Genomic DNA, 18,311 nt, shown 5'->3' with positions numbered 1-18,311 from the left:
AATAAAGCGACCGGCGCAATTTAGGTAAAGGAGCACCTCCCATTATGATTAAAAATCAGCAAGCCTCCGCTTATATGGCGGCTATCTTATATTCGTTCATTATCGGTTTATCCTTTCTATTCGTAAAAATCGCACTGCAAACAGCCGAACCGTTTGATATTCTGGCACACCGGTTCACCATTGCATTTGCTGCGGCCACTGTACCGGTCTTATTCGGCTGGGTAAAGCTATCAATCCGTGTAAAGGACGTCATGGCCATTTTGCCGCTCGCCCTGCTATATCCGGCATTGTTTTTCAGCTTTCAGGCATTCGGTCTTGTGTACTCGTCCTCCTCTGAAGCGGGAATTATTCAGGCAGCGATTCCGATTTTCACGATGGTCTTTGCCGCTTATGTTTTAAAGGAACGCTCGACGTGGACGCAGAAGGGTTTCACGGTTTTATCCGTCGCCGGCGTCATGTTTATTTTTGTGATGAAAGGCGTCGATGTGGAATCAGCCAGCTTAAAAGGCTCTTTGCTGATCCTGCTGTCCGCTTTGTCCTCCGCGATGTACAATACCGCTGCCAGAAAAATGACCCAGCGGTTCAAGCTGACAGAGCTCACCTACATCATGTCAGCCATCGGCTTTGTCGTCTTCAACGCCATCGCCCTTATTCGCCACGGCGCGGCTGGAACTGTCAGCACTTATTTTCAGCCATTCCGGGAGCCCGGCTTTGTTCTCGCCATTGTGTATTTGGGCGTGCTGTCTTCACTTGTCACTTCGTTTCTGTCTAACTATACGCTGTCACGGATTGAGGCGTTTAAAATGAGCGCTTTTAATCACGTATCCACTATCGTGACGATGATTGCAGGCGTGGTGATTCTAAACGAAAGCCTGTCGTGGTATCATCTTGCCGGCGCCGTTTGTATTATGATTGGCGTGCTGGGGAGCAATACCAATCTGCAGAAAAAGACAAATCACCATAGAGTCCCTGCAAAAAAATGAGAAATTATGCTAGACTGATAGGAAAAACATGGTTTGAGGTGTAAGTGTACCGTATGATTCAATATGCTAGTGAAAGTATCAATCTTCCAGGAGAAATTACTTTTAAGGATGTAAGAGAAATCTTTTTTTATCAAGTCGGAAAAATCTCATTCTTTTACTTTCTGTTGTTTTGCGCTATTTTTGCTGCAGTTTATTCTAGTAACGGATGGCCCCGTCTCGTTTATGGCAGTGACGCGCTTAACTTGTTTATGAATAGTATGTTGATTATCGTGATGTCAGTTCTGTTTACACTGCTGCTCCTCCTTCTTCTATATGTGAAGTTTTCCAGAGCATACAAGAAGAACGAACGGATTAAATCCAAAAGAACGTATATCCTCAATCAAGAAGGAATCCGTATATGTTCTAAAAAGTATGACCTCATTTTTAATTGGAATGAAATCACAGCTGTTTTCGAATATAAGAATATCTTCCGGATCAATACATCCAGCAGCCAATATATTGCGGTACCAAAACATTTTTTTCATTCCAAAGAGGAGATGAACAGATTCAGGGGCATTATCCTTAATAATACCGAATCAAAAAAAGTTAAATTTAAAAAGGATCAGCGATGACAGTGCTGGTCCTTTTATAATGATTGATGCGTTTCTTTTGCCTTCTGTTTATCTAAAAACGGCACCAGCTCTATTACAGCCGATACACCTACAAACACGACGCACACAACAATAATTAGCAGATAATCATGGGTCATGTCAAAAAACAAACCACCTGCATACACACTGAGAGCTCCGGCAATCTGATGGATAAAGAAATTGATGCCTAGCAGCGAGCCGATTAATCCTGTTTGATAGCTTTCTGAAATAGACGCCGCGGTCAGCGGGATTACACCTGTGTAACTGAGTCCGAATAACAGGATAAACCCGAAGTACCAAAGTTCGCTGTGATGGATTCCGAGAATGGGAATGAGCAGGCAAATCAAGCTGATCAGCCGAATGAAAAATAAGATGGACAACATCACGCTTCTGCTGCCGAGGAGATCTGACAGCCAGCCCGCCAGTAATCCGCCAATGATAATAAACGCCCCGAACGCGGCCATCATTCCGTTGACATGAGAGACATGCGCATCCTTCAGCATCGGAACGAGATGAGCATCAATGATTCCCATTGTAAATCCGCATGTAAACACGCCGAAGTACAGGATATGAATGAGACGGGATTGCTTTACCACGCTCCAAAATCCCCGCCAGTCATAAGATTTTTTCACTGACGGCGCTTGCGCATGTGGCGGATGCTTCATCCCGAAGGCGAGAAGCGGCAGAAGAACAGCCGCCATAACGATGCCTAATATGGTATAGGTGTTTTGCCAGCCGGCATGGTACGGAGCCGCGGCCCAAATGGGCGAGAGCAGCAGCAGGCCCGCTGAGTTTGCATTGGTCAAAATAGCGAGCGCGAGGCCTTTGTGTGTGTCAAACCAGCGGCTGATGAAATATTGGGTCGTCACGCCGACCGCACAGGAATAGCCGATTCCGCCGAGCACTCCGTAAATGGCAGAAAACACATGAACATTCGGTGAATACGGAAGCACCAAAAAGCTTGCGCTGATACAAACAGCCCCGAGCGCCATAATTTTTCTGACGCTAAACCGGTCAATAAAAAACCCGACAAAAAACTGAACGATGCCCGTGGTGATCATAAAAATGCTGACTGAAACCGCGATCAGTGACCTGTCGGCATGGAAGGTATCCGCCATCGGCAGCATAAAAAATTGAAAGGAATTTCTGAATGAGTTCATTCCGATGGCGAAAACAAACGTAAACAGCAATATAAACCATTTCATCTGAGGAGACGCGCGCATGTTCCGACCCGCCTTTATTTGAGTATTGCGACTATTATATCATGTAAAAATTGTCATTCCACATCAAAAGCGGAACAGCAGGTGCTGTCCGCTTTTGATCACGATTGAATGATTGGATGCTGGTTCAATATCGCAAAAATCCGTTCTGCCACTTCTTCCGTATGTGACAGCAGAAACATGTGCCCACCGGCAAATTCATGGAATGTAATGTCTTTCGCCCACTTCTTCCAGCCTTCCGCATCTCGTATACATTTCTCATCATCAAGCCCGTTAAAGACATGAACAGGGGATTGGATCGAGGCCATATCGTGAAGCTCAAATTGTTCAAGAGCCCGGTAATCTGATCTGAAGGAAGGCAAGAAAAAGGACATGACTTCCTTGTTTTCCACAAGCTCCGCGGGCATCCCTCCTAATTTGATAATATGATCGAGAAACTGATCATCAGGCAGATGGGACACTTTCTTCCGCTGAATGTGCGGCGGCTGTATCGCTGAAATGATAACTGCCTGCGGAAAGATGCCTTCACGCTCCAACTTTTGCGCCAGCCTGAAGGTGATCATTCCGCCCATACTGTGTCCAAACAGCACAAACGGCCGATCAGGACGAAGGTTCAATTCTTGTTTGTACAAATCGGTCAGCTCTTCGAGATTCTCAATGGCTGACGTTTGGTTCGTGCCGTGTCCTGGCGGCTCGGCAGCGAGCATCTCACACTCTCCCTGCAAAAAAGCATGGAGAGGGCGAAACGACGCTGAGTAGCCGCCGGCAAATGGAAAACAGATGAGCTGCGTTTTTTCCGACGCATCAAAGGATTTGAAGAGTTGGCTCATTGGCTGTCTCCTCCTTTCACACTTCATTTAAGAAACCGTTTCGGTTTGTGTATTAAGAAATTCGAGCAAAATCCCTGCATTCCTATCTAGCGTTTCGCCCTGCAGCATTTCAGCGTGTGTTCCGAAGCCTCTTTTCACACGGTAAGCACCTGTTGTTGCCTCGTCCCACGTCGCAAGCCATTCCGGCATGTCAAAATCAGCGCCAGATGTCAGCAGATCAATATCAGCTTTCACCTGTCCTGTGCTGATCAGGTTGACATAGTAAGAATAGAAAGCGTGTGTTTTTTGCTTGAGGCCTTGTTTGACGGCTTCGCTGTTGAGCGCTTCATTGTCCCGATTGACATTCATCAATGCTTCGACATCATTCTCAACCGTGCGTCCGTCGAGATCACTGACACCTTGTTTTTTATAGGAATCCACCATGATGATCCGCTGAACAGTACGTCCTTGTTCCTCAAGCTTTTTGGCTGCTTCAAACGCCAGGCTGCAACCCGCCGAATACCCGAACAGTGTCAAAGGCCCTTCCGGCTGAAGCTCCTGAATCAGAGCCGCATAGCGGTCAAGCCGGTTTTCCTCCTCGATGAAATCAAAGGCACACAGCTTGTATGACGGCAGGCGGCTAGCCAGGTTTTGGTACATAAGGCCATAGCCCAAGACCGGCGGGAATGCAAAAATGATCTGCTCCTGATCGGGATTCATTATCGTTACATCTTGCAATCCATCTGAGCCTCCGTTTTTCAAATACGCTGAAATGCCGGCGATCGTCGGCGCTTCAAACAAAAGCTTTACCGGGAGATCAATCCCGAGCTCTTTTTTGATGCGGGAAGCGGCAGTCATTGCTTTTAAGGAATGCCCGCCGAGTGCAAAGAAATCATCATGAATGCCAACTTCCTGTCTGCCGAGAACCTCCGACCAAATTTGTGCGATCGTTTCTTCCGTCTCGTCTCGTGGCCCGATCCATTCTTCCGCCAGCTGATCCTGATCCGGTTTTGGCAGCAGTCGTTTATTGACCTTCCCGTTTGTCGTTAAAGGAAGCTCGTCCAAGAAAGTAAAGGTTTGTGGCACCATGTAAGCAGGAAGCTGTTTTTTCAAGTGCGCCTTTACGTCTTGAGCTGAAAGCTGCGTCCGGTTCACGAGGTATGCGTTGATTGATGCATCGCCAGAATCATGGCGATCTGCCACAACGACCGCATCTTTCACACCTGGATATTCCTGCAGCTGCTTTTCGATTTCTTCAAGCTCAATCCGGTGTCCGCGTATTTTGACCTGGTCGTCAATCCGGCCAGCGTATTCAATCGTTCCGTCCGGCAGCCAGCGTGCTAAGTCCCCTGTGCGGTAAAGCGTTTCTCCCGGTTTGAACGGGTTCGTGATAAACTTTTGCTTCGTCAGGTCATGACGGTTTACATATCCTTTAGATACGCCCATTCCGCTGATGCACAGTTCACCGACCGCCCCGAATGGCTGGAGCTGATTTTGCTCGTTGAGAATATAAACACTGGCATTGCTGATCGGCTTTCCGATCGGCAATGAGGAGACGGAATCCGGTATATCATGCACGACGTAAGCTGTCGCAAACACCGTTCCCTCAGTCGGCCCGTAGCAGTTAATCAGCTTGCCCGGCCCCATGACCCGCAGCGCTTTTCTGACGTGAGGCACAGACGCGCGCTCTCCTCCGAATAACACGCAGCGAAGCCCCTTCATCCAATCCTCTCCCGCATCTGTGAGAAGATTAAATAGTGCAGTTGTCGCAAACATGACATTGACATTCTCTTGATGAATCAGATCGGTTAGACGTTCTGTATCAAGCAGCGTATGTTCATCTGCGATAATGAGCCGTGCCGCATTCAGTGTTGAAGCGTAGAAATCAAAGGTAAATGCGTCAAAGGCGTAATTCGAAACAGATAAGAACGTATCTTTTTCGCAAAATGCCATGTAGTCTACATGCTTGACCAATCCTTGAATATTGGCATGAGTGGTGATATTGCCTTTCGGCTTTCCGGTTGTACCGGACGTGTACATGATATATGCCGGATCGTCGGGTTCAATCGCGATTGCTGGGTCGCTCGCCTGTTCTGCAAACCGTGTTTGATCATCGATGAAGAGCGTTGTTCCTGTATACGGCAGCTGAGCCGCTTTTTCTTTCATCTCCTGATGTGTCAGCAGACAGGCTGCGGCGCTGTCAGTCAGCATATACGAGATTCGGTCCTTCGGCAGCTTCGGATCAATCGGCAGATAAGCCGCTCCTGCTTTTAATACGCCGAGAATGCCGATCACCAGTTCAAGCGAACGCTTCGTGTACAACGCTACTACGGAGCCTTTGTCCGCGCCTTGCTTTTGCAATCGGCGTGCAAGGCGGTTCGCTTCCTCATCTAATTCCCGGTAGGAAAGAGTTTGGCCGGAATACGTAAGCGCCGGTGCATCCGGATTAACGTTCACCGCTTCCTTGAACCAATCCGTCAGAGGCTTTGCCTCATGAGTTTGAGCCGGCGGGTTTAAGCCGGAAAGCAGAAACGCTCTCTCCTTGTCGTCAACGAGATTGATTGTGCTGACAGGCTGATCCGGCTTTTCGATGAGCTGCTGAATCGCTGTGAGAAGCTGAGATTTCAAGCGCAGGATAAACGCCTCATCAAACACATTCTCATTATAGGCAAGCTTAATCAGCATCTCATCTCCCGGGGAAGCCATCAGGTTGAGGTCATAATTCGACTTCTCAAAAACATGTACATCCTCCATATCAAAGCCGTTTTCACTATTTTCTTCATTTTTTGCATCCTGAAGCGGATAATTTTCAAAGACAATGATGTGGTCAATGAGTTTTGGCTGATCAGCCTGAGTTTGGATGTCATAGAGCGGCACATATTGATGCGGCTCAGACTGAAGCGCTTGCTCCTGCAGCTGCTTGAGCAAACCGTTAAATGTGATATCCTCAGACAGTTTCACACGTCTTGGGACAACGTTGATAAACAGCCCGACCATATGTTCAACGCCTTTGATTTCCGCGGGACGCCCGGAAACGACTGTGCCGAAAGTCAAATCGCCAGACTGCTGATAGCGGCTGATCAATACGCTCCAGACTGCCTGCAGGGCCGTACTTAAAGTGGTATGCTGCGATTTTGCAAGCTCGGTAAAGGCCTTTGTTTCCGCCTCCGGCAGTGAGAAGAGCAGTTCTTTCGGCTCGTAGCCGTCCGTTTGTTTCTTTCTTAGCTTCGCAAACGTCGTCTGTCCTTCAAAATCCTCTAAATACTCGCGCCAGTAACGCAGTGATGCTTGTTTATCCTGCTTTTCAAGCCACTTGATATAGTCTTTATACGGTTTGACAGGAGGCAGGCTGTACGGCTTTTGTTCGCGCAGGGCATTGTATACCTTAAACAGATCCTGCACGACAATGCCAAAGCACCAGCCGTCCAAAATAATGTGGTGGTAGCTCCACACCCATTCAAAACTTTCTTCAGCTTTTTTGAAAATAGCTGCGCGCATTGGGATATCCCGCGTTAAATCAAAGCCCTTGACCTTATCCTGTTCCTTATATTCATTGATTTTGGCTATTTGTTCGCTGTCCGTTAAGTGTGTCAGGTCTATTTCCTCTATACGAAACTCGCGTTTTTTCAATACGACTTGGACAGGCCTTTTTACTTTTTCGTGAATGAACACGGTACGAAATACTTCGTACCGGTCCATGATCACATTCATGCTCTCTTCAAGGCATTTGGTATTCAAGCTGCCTTTTACTTTCATCGTGATTTGTTCAAGGTAAAAGCTCTGGCCGGGATTCAGGATGGTATGAAACAGCATCCCTTCCTGCATCGGCGATAGGTAATACATATCTTGAACCTGATCCTTGCTAAATTGACTCATATGCTTCGCTCCCGCCTTCTGTAATTCCCTTGCGTTTTATTTTAAATTCTCCTCAAGCATGTCAAAGATATCGCCCATCTCGTCCATTCCAAGGTCTTCAGCACTGAAGTCGCTTGGCGTGAATTCCTTATCTTCTTTTTCCGTACAATGGCGGATCAGCATCAGGAGATTTTCTTTAAACCGTTCCATTTGCTCCTCGACTGTAGCTCTTTCAAACTCCTTCTCATTGTAGGAGCAAGAAAGCACAAACCGGCCGTTTCTAATCATTCCGCTGAAGCTTAAAGCGTACAGTGCTTCTGATTCTTCGCTTACTTGGCGCCCCATATCGAAAGCGGACGGCTCAAAGAAGTCGGTTTTTACTTCACTGTCGAATTGTCCTAAATAGTTGAAGCTGATCTCTGGCGTGAAGCCCTTTGTTTCCGCAGTTTTTGTGACATAACGGAGAATGCCGTAGCCAACTCCTTTATCCGGAATGCGGCGCAGGTTTTCTTTGACTGTTTTGATCACGGTTGATACATCTGCTTCAGACATGTCGAGCACAACAGGATACTGTGCCGTAAACCAGCCGACCGTTCTGGAGATATTGACATTCGGGATGATGTCCTCCCGTCCGTGTCCCTCCAGGTTAATGCCGATTTTGGCATCGTCTGTCCATTCTTTCATCGTTAAACCGAGCGCGCTGAGAAGAATATCATTGATTTCGGTTCCATATGGCTGATGAACATCCGTTAAGAGATGTTTAGTGTCCTCTTCCGTTAATTCACAAATTACGGATGATGTATGCTTGACGATCCGCTGCTCTGTTTCGTAGTCCTTCGGCACAGGAGAAACCTGTTCAGCGTCAATTTGCGACCAGTATTCAGCCTGCTGTAAAAGATCCGCTGATTGGCTGAATGCCGCCAGTTCTTCCGCCCAATCCTTGAAGGAATTTGTTTTTTGCGGGAAGACAACGCTCCCTTCTTTCTCAGCCTGCACATAGCCTGAAGCAAAATCTTCAAGCAAAATCCGCCATGATACGCCGTCGACCACGAGATGGTGTACAGCAATGAGCAGGTGATCGCCAGCTTCCGTACGGTATTGCTCCGCCTTCAGAAGCGGTCCGTTTTGCAGATCGAGACTGCTTTGCAGCCTGTCCGCGAGAATCTTGATCTGGCTTTTCAGCATCTCTTCATCAGTGCCGTACAGATCAACGATTTCGAAGCTGACCTTGCTTTCACCGATTGGTTTATATGCTTGAATGATCTCTCCGTCTTCCTCACGGTAGACCATGCGGAGTGCGTCATGATGTTCGATCAGTGCCTGCAATGTTTTCTCCACCCGTTCAGGATCAAAGCCCTTCGCGGCGTGAAGCATCACTGACTGATTCCAATGGTGCTTGTTCGTGAAATTCTTTTCAAAGAACCAGCGCTGGATCGGTGTCAGAATGACTTCGCCCTCCACTGGGCCTTGGTCTGCCTGTTTGCCTTCGGCACGCTCCACGTATTGGGTCAGCTCTTCGATCGTCGGGTGCTGGAAAAGATCTTTCATTTCCAGCTTCCAGCCGTGCTGGTTCAAGCGGCTCGCCATCTGGATTCCTTTGATGGAATCTCCGCCGAGCGAGAAGAAATTGTCACTGACACCGACTTCAGAAATACCGAGCACGTCCTGCCAAATGCCGGCAAGCAGCTCTTCCATGTCCGTTGTCGGCGCTTTGTATTCTCCGCCCCCTGCTTCGATATCCGGCTCCGGCAGCGCTTTGCGGTCTACTTTGCCGTTTGCGGTAACCGGAAGTTCGTTCAGCGTCACCCAGAACGCCGGGATCATATAGTCCGGCAGGGTTTCTTTCAACGAAGACTTTAACGCTTCTATGTCAGCTGTTTCCGGTGTGACATACGCCGCGATCGCTGTATTGCCGCCTTTATCTTTGACAGCTGTTACCGCAGCATCGTGCACCTCAGAAAGCTGGGCGAGCTGGACTTCGATTTCTGAGAGCTCGATCCGATAACCGCGGACCTTGACCTGCTGGTCGATCCGGCCGATGTATTCGATGGCGCCGTTCACCCATTTCACCAAATCGCCGGTGCGGTACATGCGTTCACCCGGCACAAACGGATCAGCGACAAACCGCTTCGCGGTTTCGTCCTCTTTATTCAGATAGCCTCGCGCCAGTCCGCGTCCCGCCACGCAAAGCTCTCCGGCCACGCCTTCCGGCTGCACCTGATTGCCCTCGCCGAGAATGTACACTCTCGTATTGGCGATCGCCTGCCCGATGGAAAGCGAGCCTTCCTCCGGATTGATCTCTGTGCTTGTGGCAACGACCGTGTTTTCTGTCGGCCCGTAGTTGTTGATGAGCTTGTACGGCTGTTTCATGGCACGCTTCAGTTTGTCTCCGCCTGTCAGCAATACGCGGAGTGACGTGTTCTCTAGCTCCATAAACTGTTCCGCCAACTGCGTCGGCAGGAAGGTGATCGTCACCCCGTTCGTTTCGAAATAATCGTTCAGGCGAACGATATCAAGGCGGATCGCTTCATCAATGACATGAAGCTCGGCGCCGACCGTCCAGGTCGGGAACATCTCCCAAATGGAAGCGTCGAATCCGAAGCCCGCGTACTTCGCACTGCGGTCCTCCGCCGTCATGCTGAACGCGTCATGGTGCCAGAAACACAGGTTCACAAGCGCATGGTGTTCAACCATGACACCCTTCGGCTGTCCGGTCGTTCCAGACGTGTAAATCATGTACGCGAGGTTCTCAGCGTTTGCATCCGTCTCTGGATTTTCTTCGTCGTTTTCATCAAGCGGCAGACTTAGGATCGTGCGGTTGCCGTCAAGAAGAATGACCTCTCCCGTATAGCTGTCCGGCACTGAGATGCCTTCCTGTTTCAAGAGAAGCGTCGCACCGCTGTCCTGTAGGATATATTCAATCCGCTGATCCGGATAGTCAGGGTCAATCGGCACAAACGCCGCTCCCGCCTTTAAGACGCCGAGCACCGCGGCGGACATTTCCAGCGATGGCTTCGTGAGGATGCCGATGCGTTCATCCGCGCTGATACCGCAGTCAATCAGAATCCGAGCAAGACGGTTCGCCTTGGCGTTCAGCTCGCCGTACGTCCATGACTGGCCGTTATATGTGACAGCCGGGCGGTCTATGTGGCGCTGAACTGTTTCTTCGAATAGCTGATGAACGGTTTTGTCTGTCGGTACAGGCAGCGTTTTACCCTTCCAAGCGTCGAGAAGCGTTTGTTTTTCTGTTTCGGTGACGAGTGACAGGCTGGAAAGCGGCTGGTTCGGATTTTCCGCGATAGCTTTTAGTAAATGTAGAACGTATTCGCTCCATTTTTCAGCCGTTTCTTTTGAGAACAGATCAGTCGCATATTCGAGCTGCAGTCCGATGCCGTTTTCATCAGTGAATCCGCCTAATGTCAGATCAAACTTAGACGTTCCCTGATGGGACTCGTAAGGTGAAATGCTTAGATTCTGCAATGTAAGCTGTTCTTTATCAGGATTTTCTGTCGTCACCATCACGTTAAACAATGGATTTCGGCTCATATCCCGAGGGAGATCAAGCTGATTGACTAATTCCTCAAACGGATATTCCTGATGCTCCAGCGCTGACAGGTTTGTCTGCTTCGCTTGCTCCAGCAGCTCTGCAAATGTTTGCTGTTCTTCCGCTTCCATTCTTAAGGCAAGCGTATTGACGAACATTCCCGGCATATCTTGGACATCAGCATTCATCCGGCCGGCAGTGACGGAGCCGATGACGATATCCCGCTGCCCGGATATTTTGCTTAAAAAGACGTGAAAAACAGCGTGAAGCATCATGTGCAAGGTCGTTCCGGTTTCTGCGAGCAGTTGTTCTACCGCCTTTGCCGTCTCACTTCCCGTACGGAAACGGACCGTGTCCCCTTTAAAACTTTGCACAGGCGGACGGGCGTAATCGAGCGGAAGATCAAGTTCCGGCAGCTCGCCTGAAAGAACCGAGAGCCAGTACGCCTCATGCTCCTTCATCCGTTCCTTTTGCTCAGCTTCATTTTGCCAAACGGCGAAATCCTTATAATGAAGCGCCGGCTCTGGAAGCTGCTCTCCTTTGTAAAGCAGCGCCAATTCTTTTACAAAAATGCCTCTTGATACCCCGTCTGCGATGATGTGATGCATATCTAAAAGCAGCAAATGTTTTTTCGCTTCTATTCGAAGCAATGCTGCGCGAATGAGCGGTGCGTCGTTTAAGTCGAATGGACGGATAAAGTCCTTGATCTTTTGTTCCGCTTCATCTTCTTTCGCTTCAAACAAATGAAGATCAATCGCCGCCTCCTCAATAATGCGCTGAACAGGCTCACCGTTTGCTTCCATAAATGATGTGCGCAATGACTCGTGGCGGTTCACAAGCTGATTGAGTGAGTCGCGCAGACGTGAAATATCAAGCTCGCCTTCCATCAGAAGAACAGATGGCATATTGTAGCTAATCGTCTGCCGGTCAAGCTGATTCAGTACATACATCCGTTTCTGCGCAGATGACAGTGGGTACATATCCTGTTTGTCAGCCGGTTTGAGCACGTGATGGCCGCCTGAAACTGCCGATGCCTCCATGTAAGCCGCAAGCTGGCGAACAGTCGGGTGCTCGAACAGCGCTTTAAGCGGTACGATTTTCTCCGATTCAGCCTGAATGTTGGCAATGAGCATCATCCCTTTTAATGAATGGCCGCCTAAATCGAAGAAATTGTCGTCGATGCTGATCGCTTCTATGCCAAGCGTTTTCTGCCAAATGCGGCATAGGCTCTTCTCAAGCACTGTTTCCGGTGCGGCTAAGGCCCTGCGTCCGGATTGTTCCGCGTGTGGCTTCGGCAATGCGCTTCTATCGGTTTTCCCGTTTGCCGTCAGCGGAATGGCGTCAACCTGCACAAAGAAAGCAGGAATCATATGAGACGGCAGTGTTTGTGAAAGCTGGTTGCGGAGCTCTGCTTTTTCAATGGCTTGATCCGCCGTATAATACGCGCAAAGCTCTTGAAGCCCGCCCTCGGAAACTGCTAGCACAACCGCTTCTTGAATTCCGCTGAGGCTGAGCATGACCGTTTCAATTTCTTTCGGCTCAATGCGATAGCCGCGGATTTTCACCTGATCATCGGCCCGGCCGATAAATTCAAGCGTACCGTCAGAAAGTCTCCGTACAACATCTCCGGTTTTGTACATGAGACTGCCCGGTGAATATGGATTCTGTACAAATCTCTCGGCTGTCAGCTGAGGCCTGTTGAGATATCCTCTCGCAAGCCCCTGTCCCTTGATATAGAGCTGGCCGCTCGCTCCCGGAGGCACAAGCTTTAACGACTCATTTAAGACAAGCGCACCGGCATTCGCAATCGGCTGCCCGATTGTCGGGCGTTTCGCGAATGCATCCGGCTCAGACAGATTAACCCGTCCGGCGATGGCGCCGATTGTTGCTTCTGTCGGGCCGTAGTGATTGATAAATTCGGTATGGCCATACACCTTGCGGAAGGTGAGAACATCCGCCGGGATGATTTTTTCTCCTCCCAAGACGATCAAGCGCAAGGATTCAAAGTTTGGTTCTTTTGTAAATCTGGAAGTATTCACCATCGTGTGGAACAGAGACGGTGTCAGTTTGATATATGTGATCCCGTGTTCCTTGATATAAAGCCCCATTTCATCTGGCGCCGTATAGGTTTCCTTCGGCACGATGTGGAGCTCGCCCCCTGCCAGAAGCACAGGGAACATGCTCGTATAGCCTAGGTCGAATGCGTAAGACGAAAGCAATACAGTCTTATCGGTTTCCGTCAGGCCCGCCTCTTCACTAAACCAAGAAACATAGTTTGTTAGATTGCGATGCTCGATTTGCACACCTTTTGGCTTCCCGGTCGTACCGGACGTATAAATGACGTATGCAAGATTACGAGATCCGGAGATCGGAGAGGGACGCTCCTTACTCTCATTTCTCCATTTCGCGTCATCAAGGTTGACGATTGTCCCTTCATACTGCCCAATGGCCGTCATGTTTCTTTCGTTTACGACCGCAATTCTCGCTCCGCTGTCCTCTAATGAATAGCGGATTCGTTCTTCAGGCGTGTCCGGATCAATCGGCAGGAAAGCCGCCCCCGCTTTCATGACTCCGAGAATCGATACCATGATCTCAGCTGACCGATCCATGACAATTGCAACGATGTCTTCACTTCCTGCCCCTTGCGCACGAAGATGATGCGCCAGCTGGTTCGCCTGTTCATCAAGCTCGCGATAGGTCAGCAGATTTCCACCAGACCTCACCGCAGAATGATCAGGTGTTTGCTGGGCCTGTTTTTCGAAAAGAGCTGCAAAGGTTGCTTCAGTAATTTGAGTCATATGACTTTCTTCAAGTAAAGCAGCTGTTTCTGCTGGTGAAAGCAAGTCTACATCAGATAGCCGAACATTCGGATTAGTTGCGGCCTCTTTGATGATGTTGACAAAGTGGCTGCTCCAGCGCCGAATCGTCTCGTCCTTAAACAGGGCAGCCGCATAGTCAAAGCTTAGGCCAATATCCTCTTCTCGCTCGACCGCTTCCAAGGAGAGATCAAATTTCGCCACGTGATGAAGCATGGAGTATGAAGAAATCTTCAAATCTCCTAATCTCAATGATGGAATCTCCATGTTCTGCATGTTGAACATCACGCTGAACAGCGGGCTTCGGCTTGTATCCCTTGTAAGCGGAAGCTTTTCAATCAGCTCCTCAAGCGGGTAGCCCTGATGCTCGAATGCTTGAAGGCTTGCTGTTTTGACTTCTTCAAGGAATTGCGCAAACGTTTTATCTCCCGCAGGCGCCGTTCTTAGTGCGACCGTGTTGACAAACATCCCCGGCACATCTTGAAGATCAGGATGTGTTCTTCCCGCAGTCGGCGATCCGACAATGATATCGTCCTGTGACGCGTACTTAGAAAGGAGTACATTGAACGCCGCCAGCAAAAACATATACATTGTCGTATCCGTTTCTGCCAAGAGTGACTTGATTTGAGCAGTCATCTGTTTATCAAGCCCGAACATCACGCGCTCTCCAGCAAAGCTCCGTTCAGCAGGCCGCTCGAAATCCGTCGGAAGATCAAGAATCGGCAGCTCGCCTTTAAAGGTATCGAGCCAGTATGCTTCATCCTTTTGTTGATCAGCATGTTCTTTATGCCAAACAGCGTAATCTTTATAGTGAATTTGCGGCTGCTCAAGATCAGCGCCTTGATACATTTTGGCGAGATCACCGATCAGAATGCCTGTTGAACTGCCGTCAGTGATGATATGGTGCATATCAATCAGCAGCAGATGGCGTTCTTCTTCAAGCTGGACAAGCTTCGAACGGACGAGCGGCGCGCGGTTTAATTCAAACGGCTGAATGAACGCTTTGATCATTTCCTCCGCGTATTCTTCCCGTCCCTTGGCAACCTCCAGCTGGAACGATATGTTTTTATGAACGGTTTGTACAACTTCTCCGTCGATCAAGTCAAACGATGTACGGAGAATTTCGTGCCGGTTGATTAATTGCTGAATCGCGTTTTCAAGCCGGTCTTTATCTACTTCTCCCTCCAGCAAAAGTACAGCGGGGACGTTGTAGCTTGTGTTTGCTTGTCCAAGCTGATTGAGGATATACATTCTCCGCTGGGCTGGGGATACAGGATAATGCTGCTGATAAGGTGCTTGCCTGATCGGTTCAAACGTCTGCTCCTCCTTGCTTTCATTCTCGTCCAAATACAGAGCCAATTCTTGAATAGTCGGCTTTTCAAAAAGCACTTTAATCGGCACTTCTTTATGAAAATGCTCTTGGATTTTTGCCGTCATCATCATCGCTTTCAAAGAATGACCGCCGATCATAAAGAAGTTATCGGTAACGCCTGCCTTGACGCCGAGTACCCCTTCCCAGATCTCCGCTAATTTCTTTTCACTCTCTGTCTCTGGTGCTGTGTATTCCGGCTGTACGGCTTCTGATTGAGGCGCAGGCAGTTCTTTTTTGTTGATTTTTCCGTTCGGCGTGAGCGGCAGGCTGTCCATCTGAATCAAATGGGCAGGAACCATATAATCAGGCAAAGATTGAGACAGCGTTTTTCGCAGCCCGCTCACAGACACTTTACGGTCCGCCGTAAAGTACGCGCAAATTTCATTTTCACCTGCTTTGTTCTTGCGGATGATCACCGCAGCCTCTGTCACATGCTCTGCCATGTTCAGTTTTGTTTCAATTTCGCCAAGCTCAATTCGGAAGCCGCGCACCTTCACTTGATTGTCGATTCTTCCTAAAAATTCGATATTGCCGTCCGGCAGCCATCTCGCCAAGTCGCCAGTGCGATAAATCCTTTCACCCGGCCTGAATGGATCTTCAAGAAATTGCTTCTCCGTCAGCTCAGGAAGATTGACATATCCTCGCGCTACACCGATTCCGCCGACGCACAGCTCGCCGGGAGCGCCAATCGGCTGCAAACGCTGCTGCTCATCCATGATGTAGGCAGTCGAATTTCCGATAGGCTTCCCGATTGGAATAGAGCCGCTATACTCACGGTCGATCAGAAAACTTGTTGAAAACGTCGTGTTTTCTGTCGGACCATATCCGTTCCACAACGAAAGCGACGGTGATGCCTGCTTCACTTTGCTGACAATATGCGGCACGAGCGCGTCTCCTCCGATGATTACATGGCGCAGTGTGCCGAACATGCCGGCATCCTTTGCAGCAAGCTGGTTGAATAATGGTGATGTCAGCCACATGGTCGTGATTCTCTGCTCACGCAGGAATGCCGCAAATTGTTTCGCATCAAGCAGCGTCTCTTTTTTGGCCGGATAAAGTGCTGCGCCATTCAGCAGTGCGCCGAATACCTCAAAAGTGCCGGCATCAAAGCTGACAGCTCCCGTTTGCGCCATGCGGTCCTCTTCATGAATAGGAACGTAACCGGCATTTTTAACGAGGCGCAAAATGCTTTTATGTTCGATCATGACGCCTTTCGGTTTGCCCGTTGAACCAGATGTATACATGATGTATGCCAAATCAGACGGTGCGGATGGCAGATTGAGATTGTCAGCCGCTCCGCTCTCTTCAAAGCCGCTGTCCAGTGTAATAACCGGCACTTGCAACTGATGCGCCTGCTCTGTATAAGACTTTCCGGCCAATACCATCTGAATTGAGCTGTCCTCCGCCATGAAACGAAGACGGTCTTCAGGAAGCACGGGATCAAGCGGCACATAGGCGGCTCCAGCTTTTAACACAGCCAGCATGCCGACAACGGTTTCTGCCGAGCGGTCGTTCATAATCGCGGCTGTTTCCCCTTTTTGAAGACCTAGTTCGACAAGCTTTCTCGCCAGACGGTTTGCCGCTGTATTCAGCTGACGGTATGTCAGCTCGGCTCCTTCATATACGACGGCAGTGCTTGCTGGTGTTCGCTGCGCTTGTTCTTCAAACACTTGATGAACGGCTATTCCTTCTGGAAGTTCGGCTTCCGTCTGGTTAAACACCTCGACAATTTGCCGCTGCTCTTCGTCTCCCACAAGCCCGTACTCACGGACAAAAGCGTCCGGCTGATCGACAGCCGCTTCCATCATGCGGGTAAGGTGCTTCGCTGCCCGTTCGATAAAGACGGAATCAAAGGCAGCTCCGTTATATTTGATTTTGACAGTCCACGTTTTGCCTGGATACACAATCAGATTGAAATCGAAGCTCGTTTGCTCAAATGCGCTTTCTACCTTGATAGAAAATCCGAGTCGGTCTTCCATGCTGCCGTTTTCAAGCTCTTGATCCAGCGGATAATTTTCAAACGCGACCAGATGGTTCAAGAGATTGCCATCAAGGGCTGAGCGCTTTTGAATCTCATAGAGCGGTACGTAATCATAGCGCTCCGCCTCTACTGCATGCTGTTGAACAGCTGAGAACACATCAGCGAAAGCAGCATCTCGATCAACTTTTACCCGAACCGGGATGGTGTTGATAAACAGCCCCGCCATCGTTTCAATCCCGTTGATTTCAGACGGGCGGCCCGATACAACCGTGCCGAAGACAACGTCATCCGCAAAGTTGTATTTGCTAAGAACAATGCCCCAAACAGCCTGAAACAGGTTGGGTCCTGTCACTTGATGGCGGTTTGCGGTTTGTTGAATGCGGGCAACCAGTTTTTCGTCCCATGTAAATGAATATTCTTTGTTAACGTATTCGTCTTTTTTCTCAGGCAGGCGGCCCGGGAGTACGCTCGGCTGTTCAAAACCCGCCAAGCGTTCGCTCCAGTAGCTCTCCGCTTCTTCATTGTCCTGCTTTCCAAGCCACTTGATGTAGTCGGAATAAGGCTTTCCCTGACCGTTTGCCGGTGTTTTGCCTGCTCTGATCGCTTCGTAGTTTTGGAACAGGCTTTTCATGAGTACGCCCATGCTCCAGCCATCCATCATAATATGATGATTACTCCAGACAAGATACAGCTGATCTGCATCAAGACGGAAAACCGCCACCTTAAACAACATGTCTTTTGCCAGGTTAAAACCTTGGCGCTGCACGTCTTGTTTATAACCCTCAATATGCTCTTTCTGGCGGTCTTGGTCCGCATGGCTGATATCTTCATAATGCACCTTTGTTTTGCGTTCCGCTAACACGACCTGACGCGGTTTTTGCAGCTGCTGGTGCACAAATACCGTACGGAGAATATCGTATGACCGAATCAGTTCATTGACGCTTTTCTCAAAGATTTCAAGATCAAAAGCACCGTGAATCCCAAGCTCTAATTGTGTGAAGTACGAGGAAGAATGCGGATCAAGCATCGCATGATACAGCATTCCCTCCTGCATCGGTGTCAGTGCGTACACCTTTTGAATCGATTTTTTGCTCATATGCCA

6 protein-coding genes and 2 pseudogenes are annotated in these 18,311 nt (G+C 49.1%); 2 read left to right on the top strand and 6 right to left on the bottom strand.

The annotated features are described in order from the left end of the window. Nucleotides 1-44: 44 nt before the first annotated feature. Together Q5C82_RS14270 and Q5C82_RS14265 are read left to right on the top strand one after the other, a co-directional pair. A complete protein-coding gene (locus Q5C82_RS14270) occupies nucleotides 45-983 on the top strand; it encodes a DMT family transporter (protein ID WP_003224944.1) in 939 nt (312 codons plus the stop codon). A 53-nt stretch (nucleotides 984-1,036) separates the two neighbouring features. Continuing rightward, nucleotides 1,037-1,594: a YcxB family protein gene (locus Q5C82_RS14265; RefSeq protein WP_003224943.1), complete on the top strand. Its 558-nt coding sequence runs from the start codon at nucleotides 1,037-1,039 to the stop codon at nucleotides 1,592-1,594. Between the two features lie 14 nt (nucleotides 1,595-1,608). On the opposite strand, the gene Q5C82_RS14260 is transcribed toward Q5C82_RS14265, so the two are convergent. The 6 genes and pseudogenes from Q5C82_RS14260 to srfAB (Q5C82_RS14230) all read right to left on the bottom strand — a co-directional run. Next, nucleotides 1,609-2,835, bottom strand: a complete 1,227-nt coding sequence (locus Q5C82_RS14260; protein ID WP_003224941.1) for an MFS transporter — start codon at nucleotides 2,833-2,835, stop codon at nucleotides 1,609-1,611. A gap of 98 nt (nucleotides 2,836-2,933) precedes the next feature. Next, nucleotides 2,934-3,662: a surfactin biosynthesis thioesterase SrfAD gene (gene srfAD, locus Q5C82_RS14255; RefSeq protein ID WP_003224939.1), complete on the bottom strand. Its 729-nt coding sequence runs from the start codon at nucleotides 3,660-3,662 to the stop codon at nucleotides 2,934-2,936. Nucleotides 3,663-3,689: 27 nt separating this feature from the next. Continuing rightward, nucleotides 3,690-7,517, bottom strand: a complete 3,828-nt coding sequence (gene srfAC, locus Q5C82_RS14250) for a surfactin non-ribosomal peptide synthetase SrfAC (RefSeq protein WP_003224936.1) — start codon at nucleotides 7,515-7,517, stop codon at nucleotides 3,690-3,692. Nucleotides 7,518-7,553: 36 nt separating this feature from the next. Next, nucleotides 7,554-15,083 (bottom strand): annotated as a pseudogene (gene srfAB / locus Q5C82_RS14240) (surfactin non-ribosomal peptide synthetase SrfAB); the annotation flags it as partial. Then, nucleotides 15,029-15,169, bottom strand: coding sequence for a competence protein ComS (gene comS / locus Q5C82_RS14235; RefSeq protein WP_013307914.1), 141 nt, complete (start codon nucleotides 15,167-15,169; stop codon nucleotides 15,029-15,031). The pseudogene srfAB (Q5C82_RS14240) and the gene comS, both read right to left, overlap by 55 nt. 43 nt (nucleotides 15,170-15,212) lie before the next feature. Beyond that, nucleotides 15,213-18,305, bottom strand: a pseudogene (srfAB, locus tag Q5C82_RS14230) (surfactin non-ribosomal peptide synthetase SrfAB); the annotation flags it as partial. Between the last annotated feature and the right edge of the window lie 6 nt (nucleotides 18,306-18,311).

Origin of the sequence: uncultured Bacillus sp. (assembly GCF_958411575.1) — a bacterium.
GTDB classification, from domain to species: domain Bacteria; phylum Bacillota; class Bacilli; order Bacillales; family Bacillaceae; genus Bacillus; species Bacillus spizizenii.
This window is presented reverse-complemented; position numbering and strand designations above follow the sequence as displayed.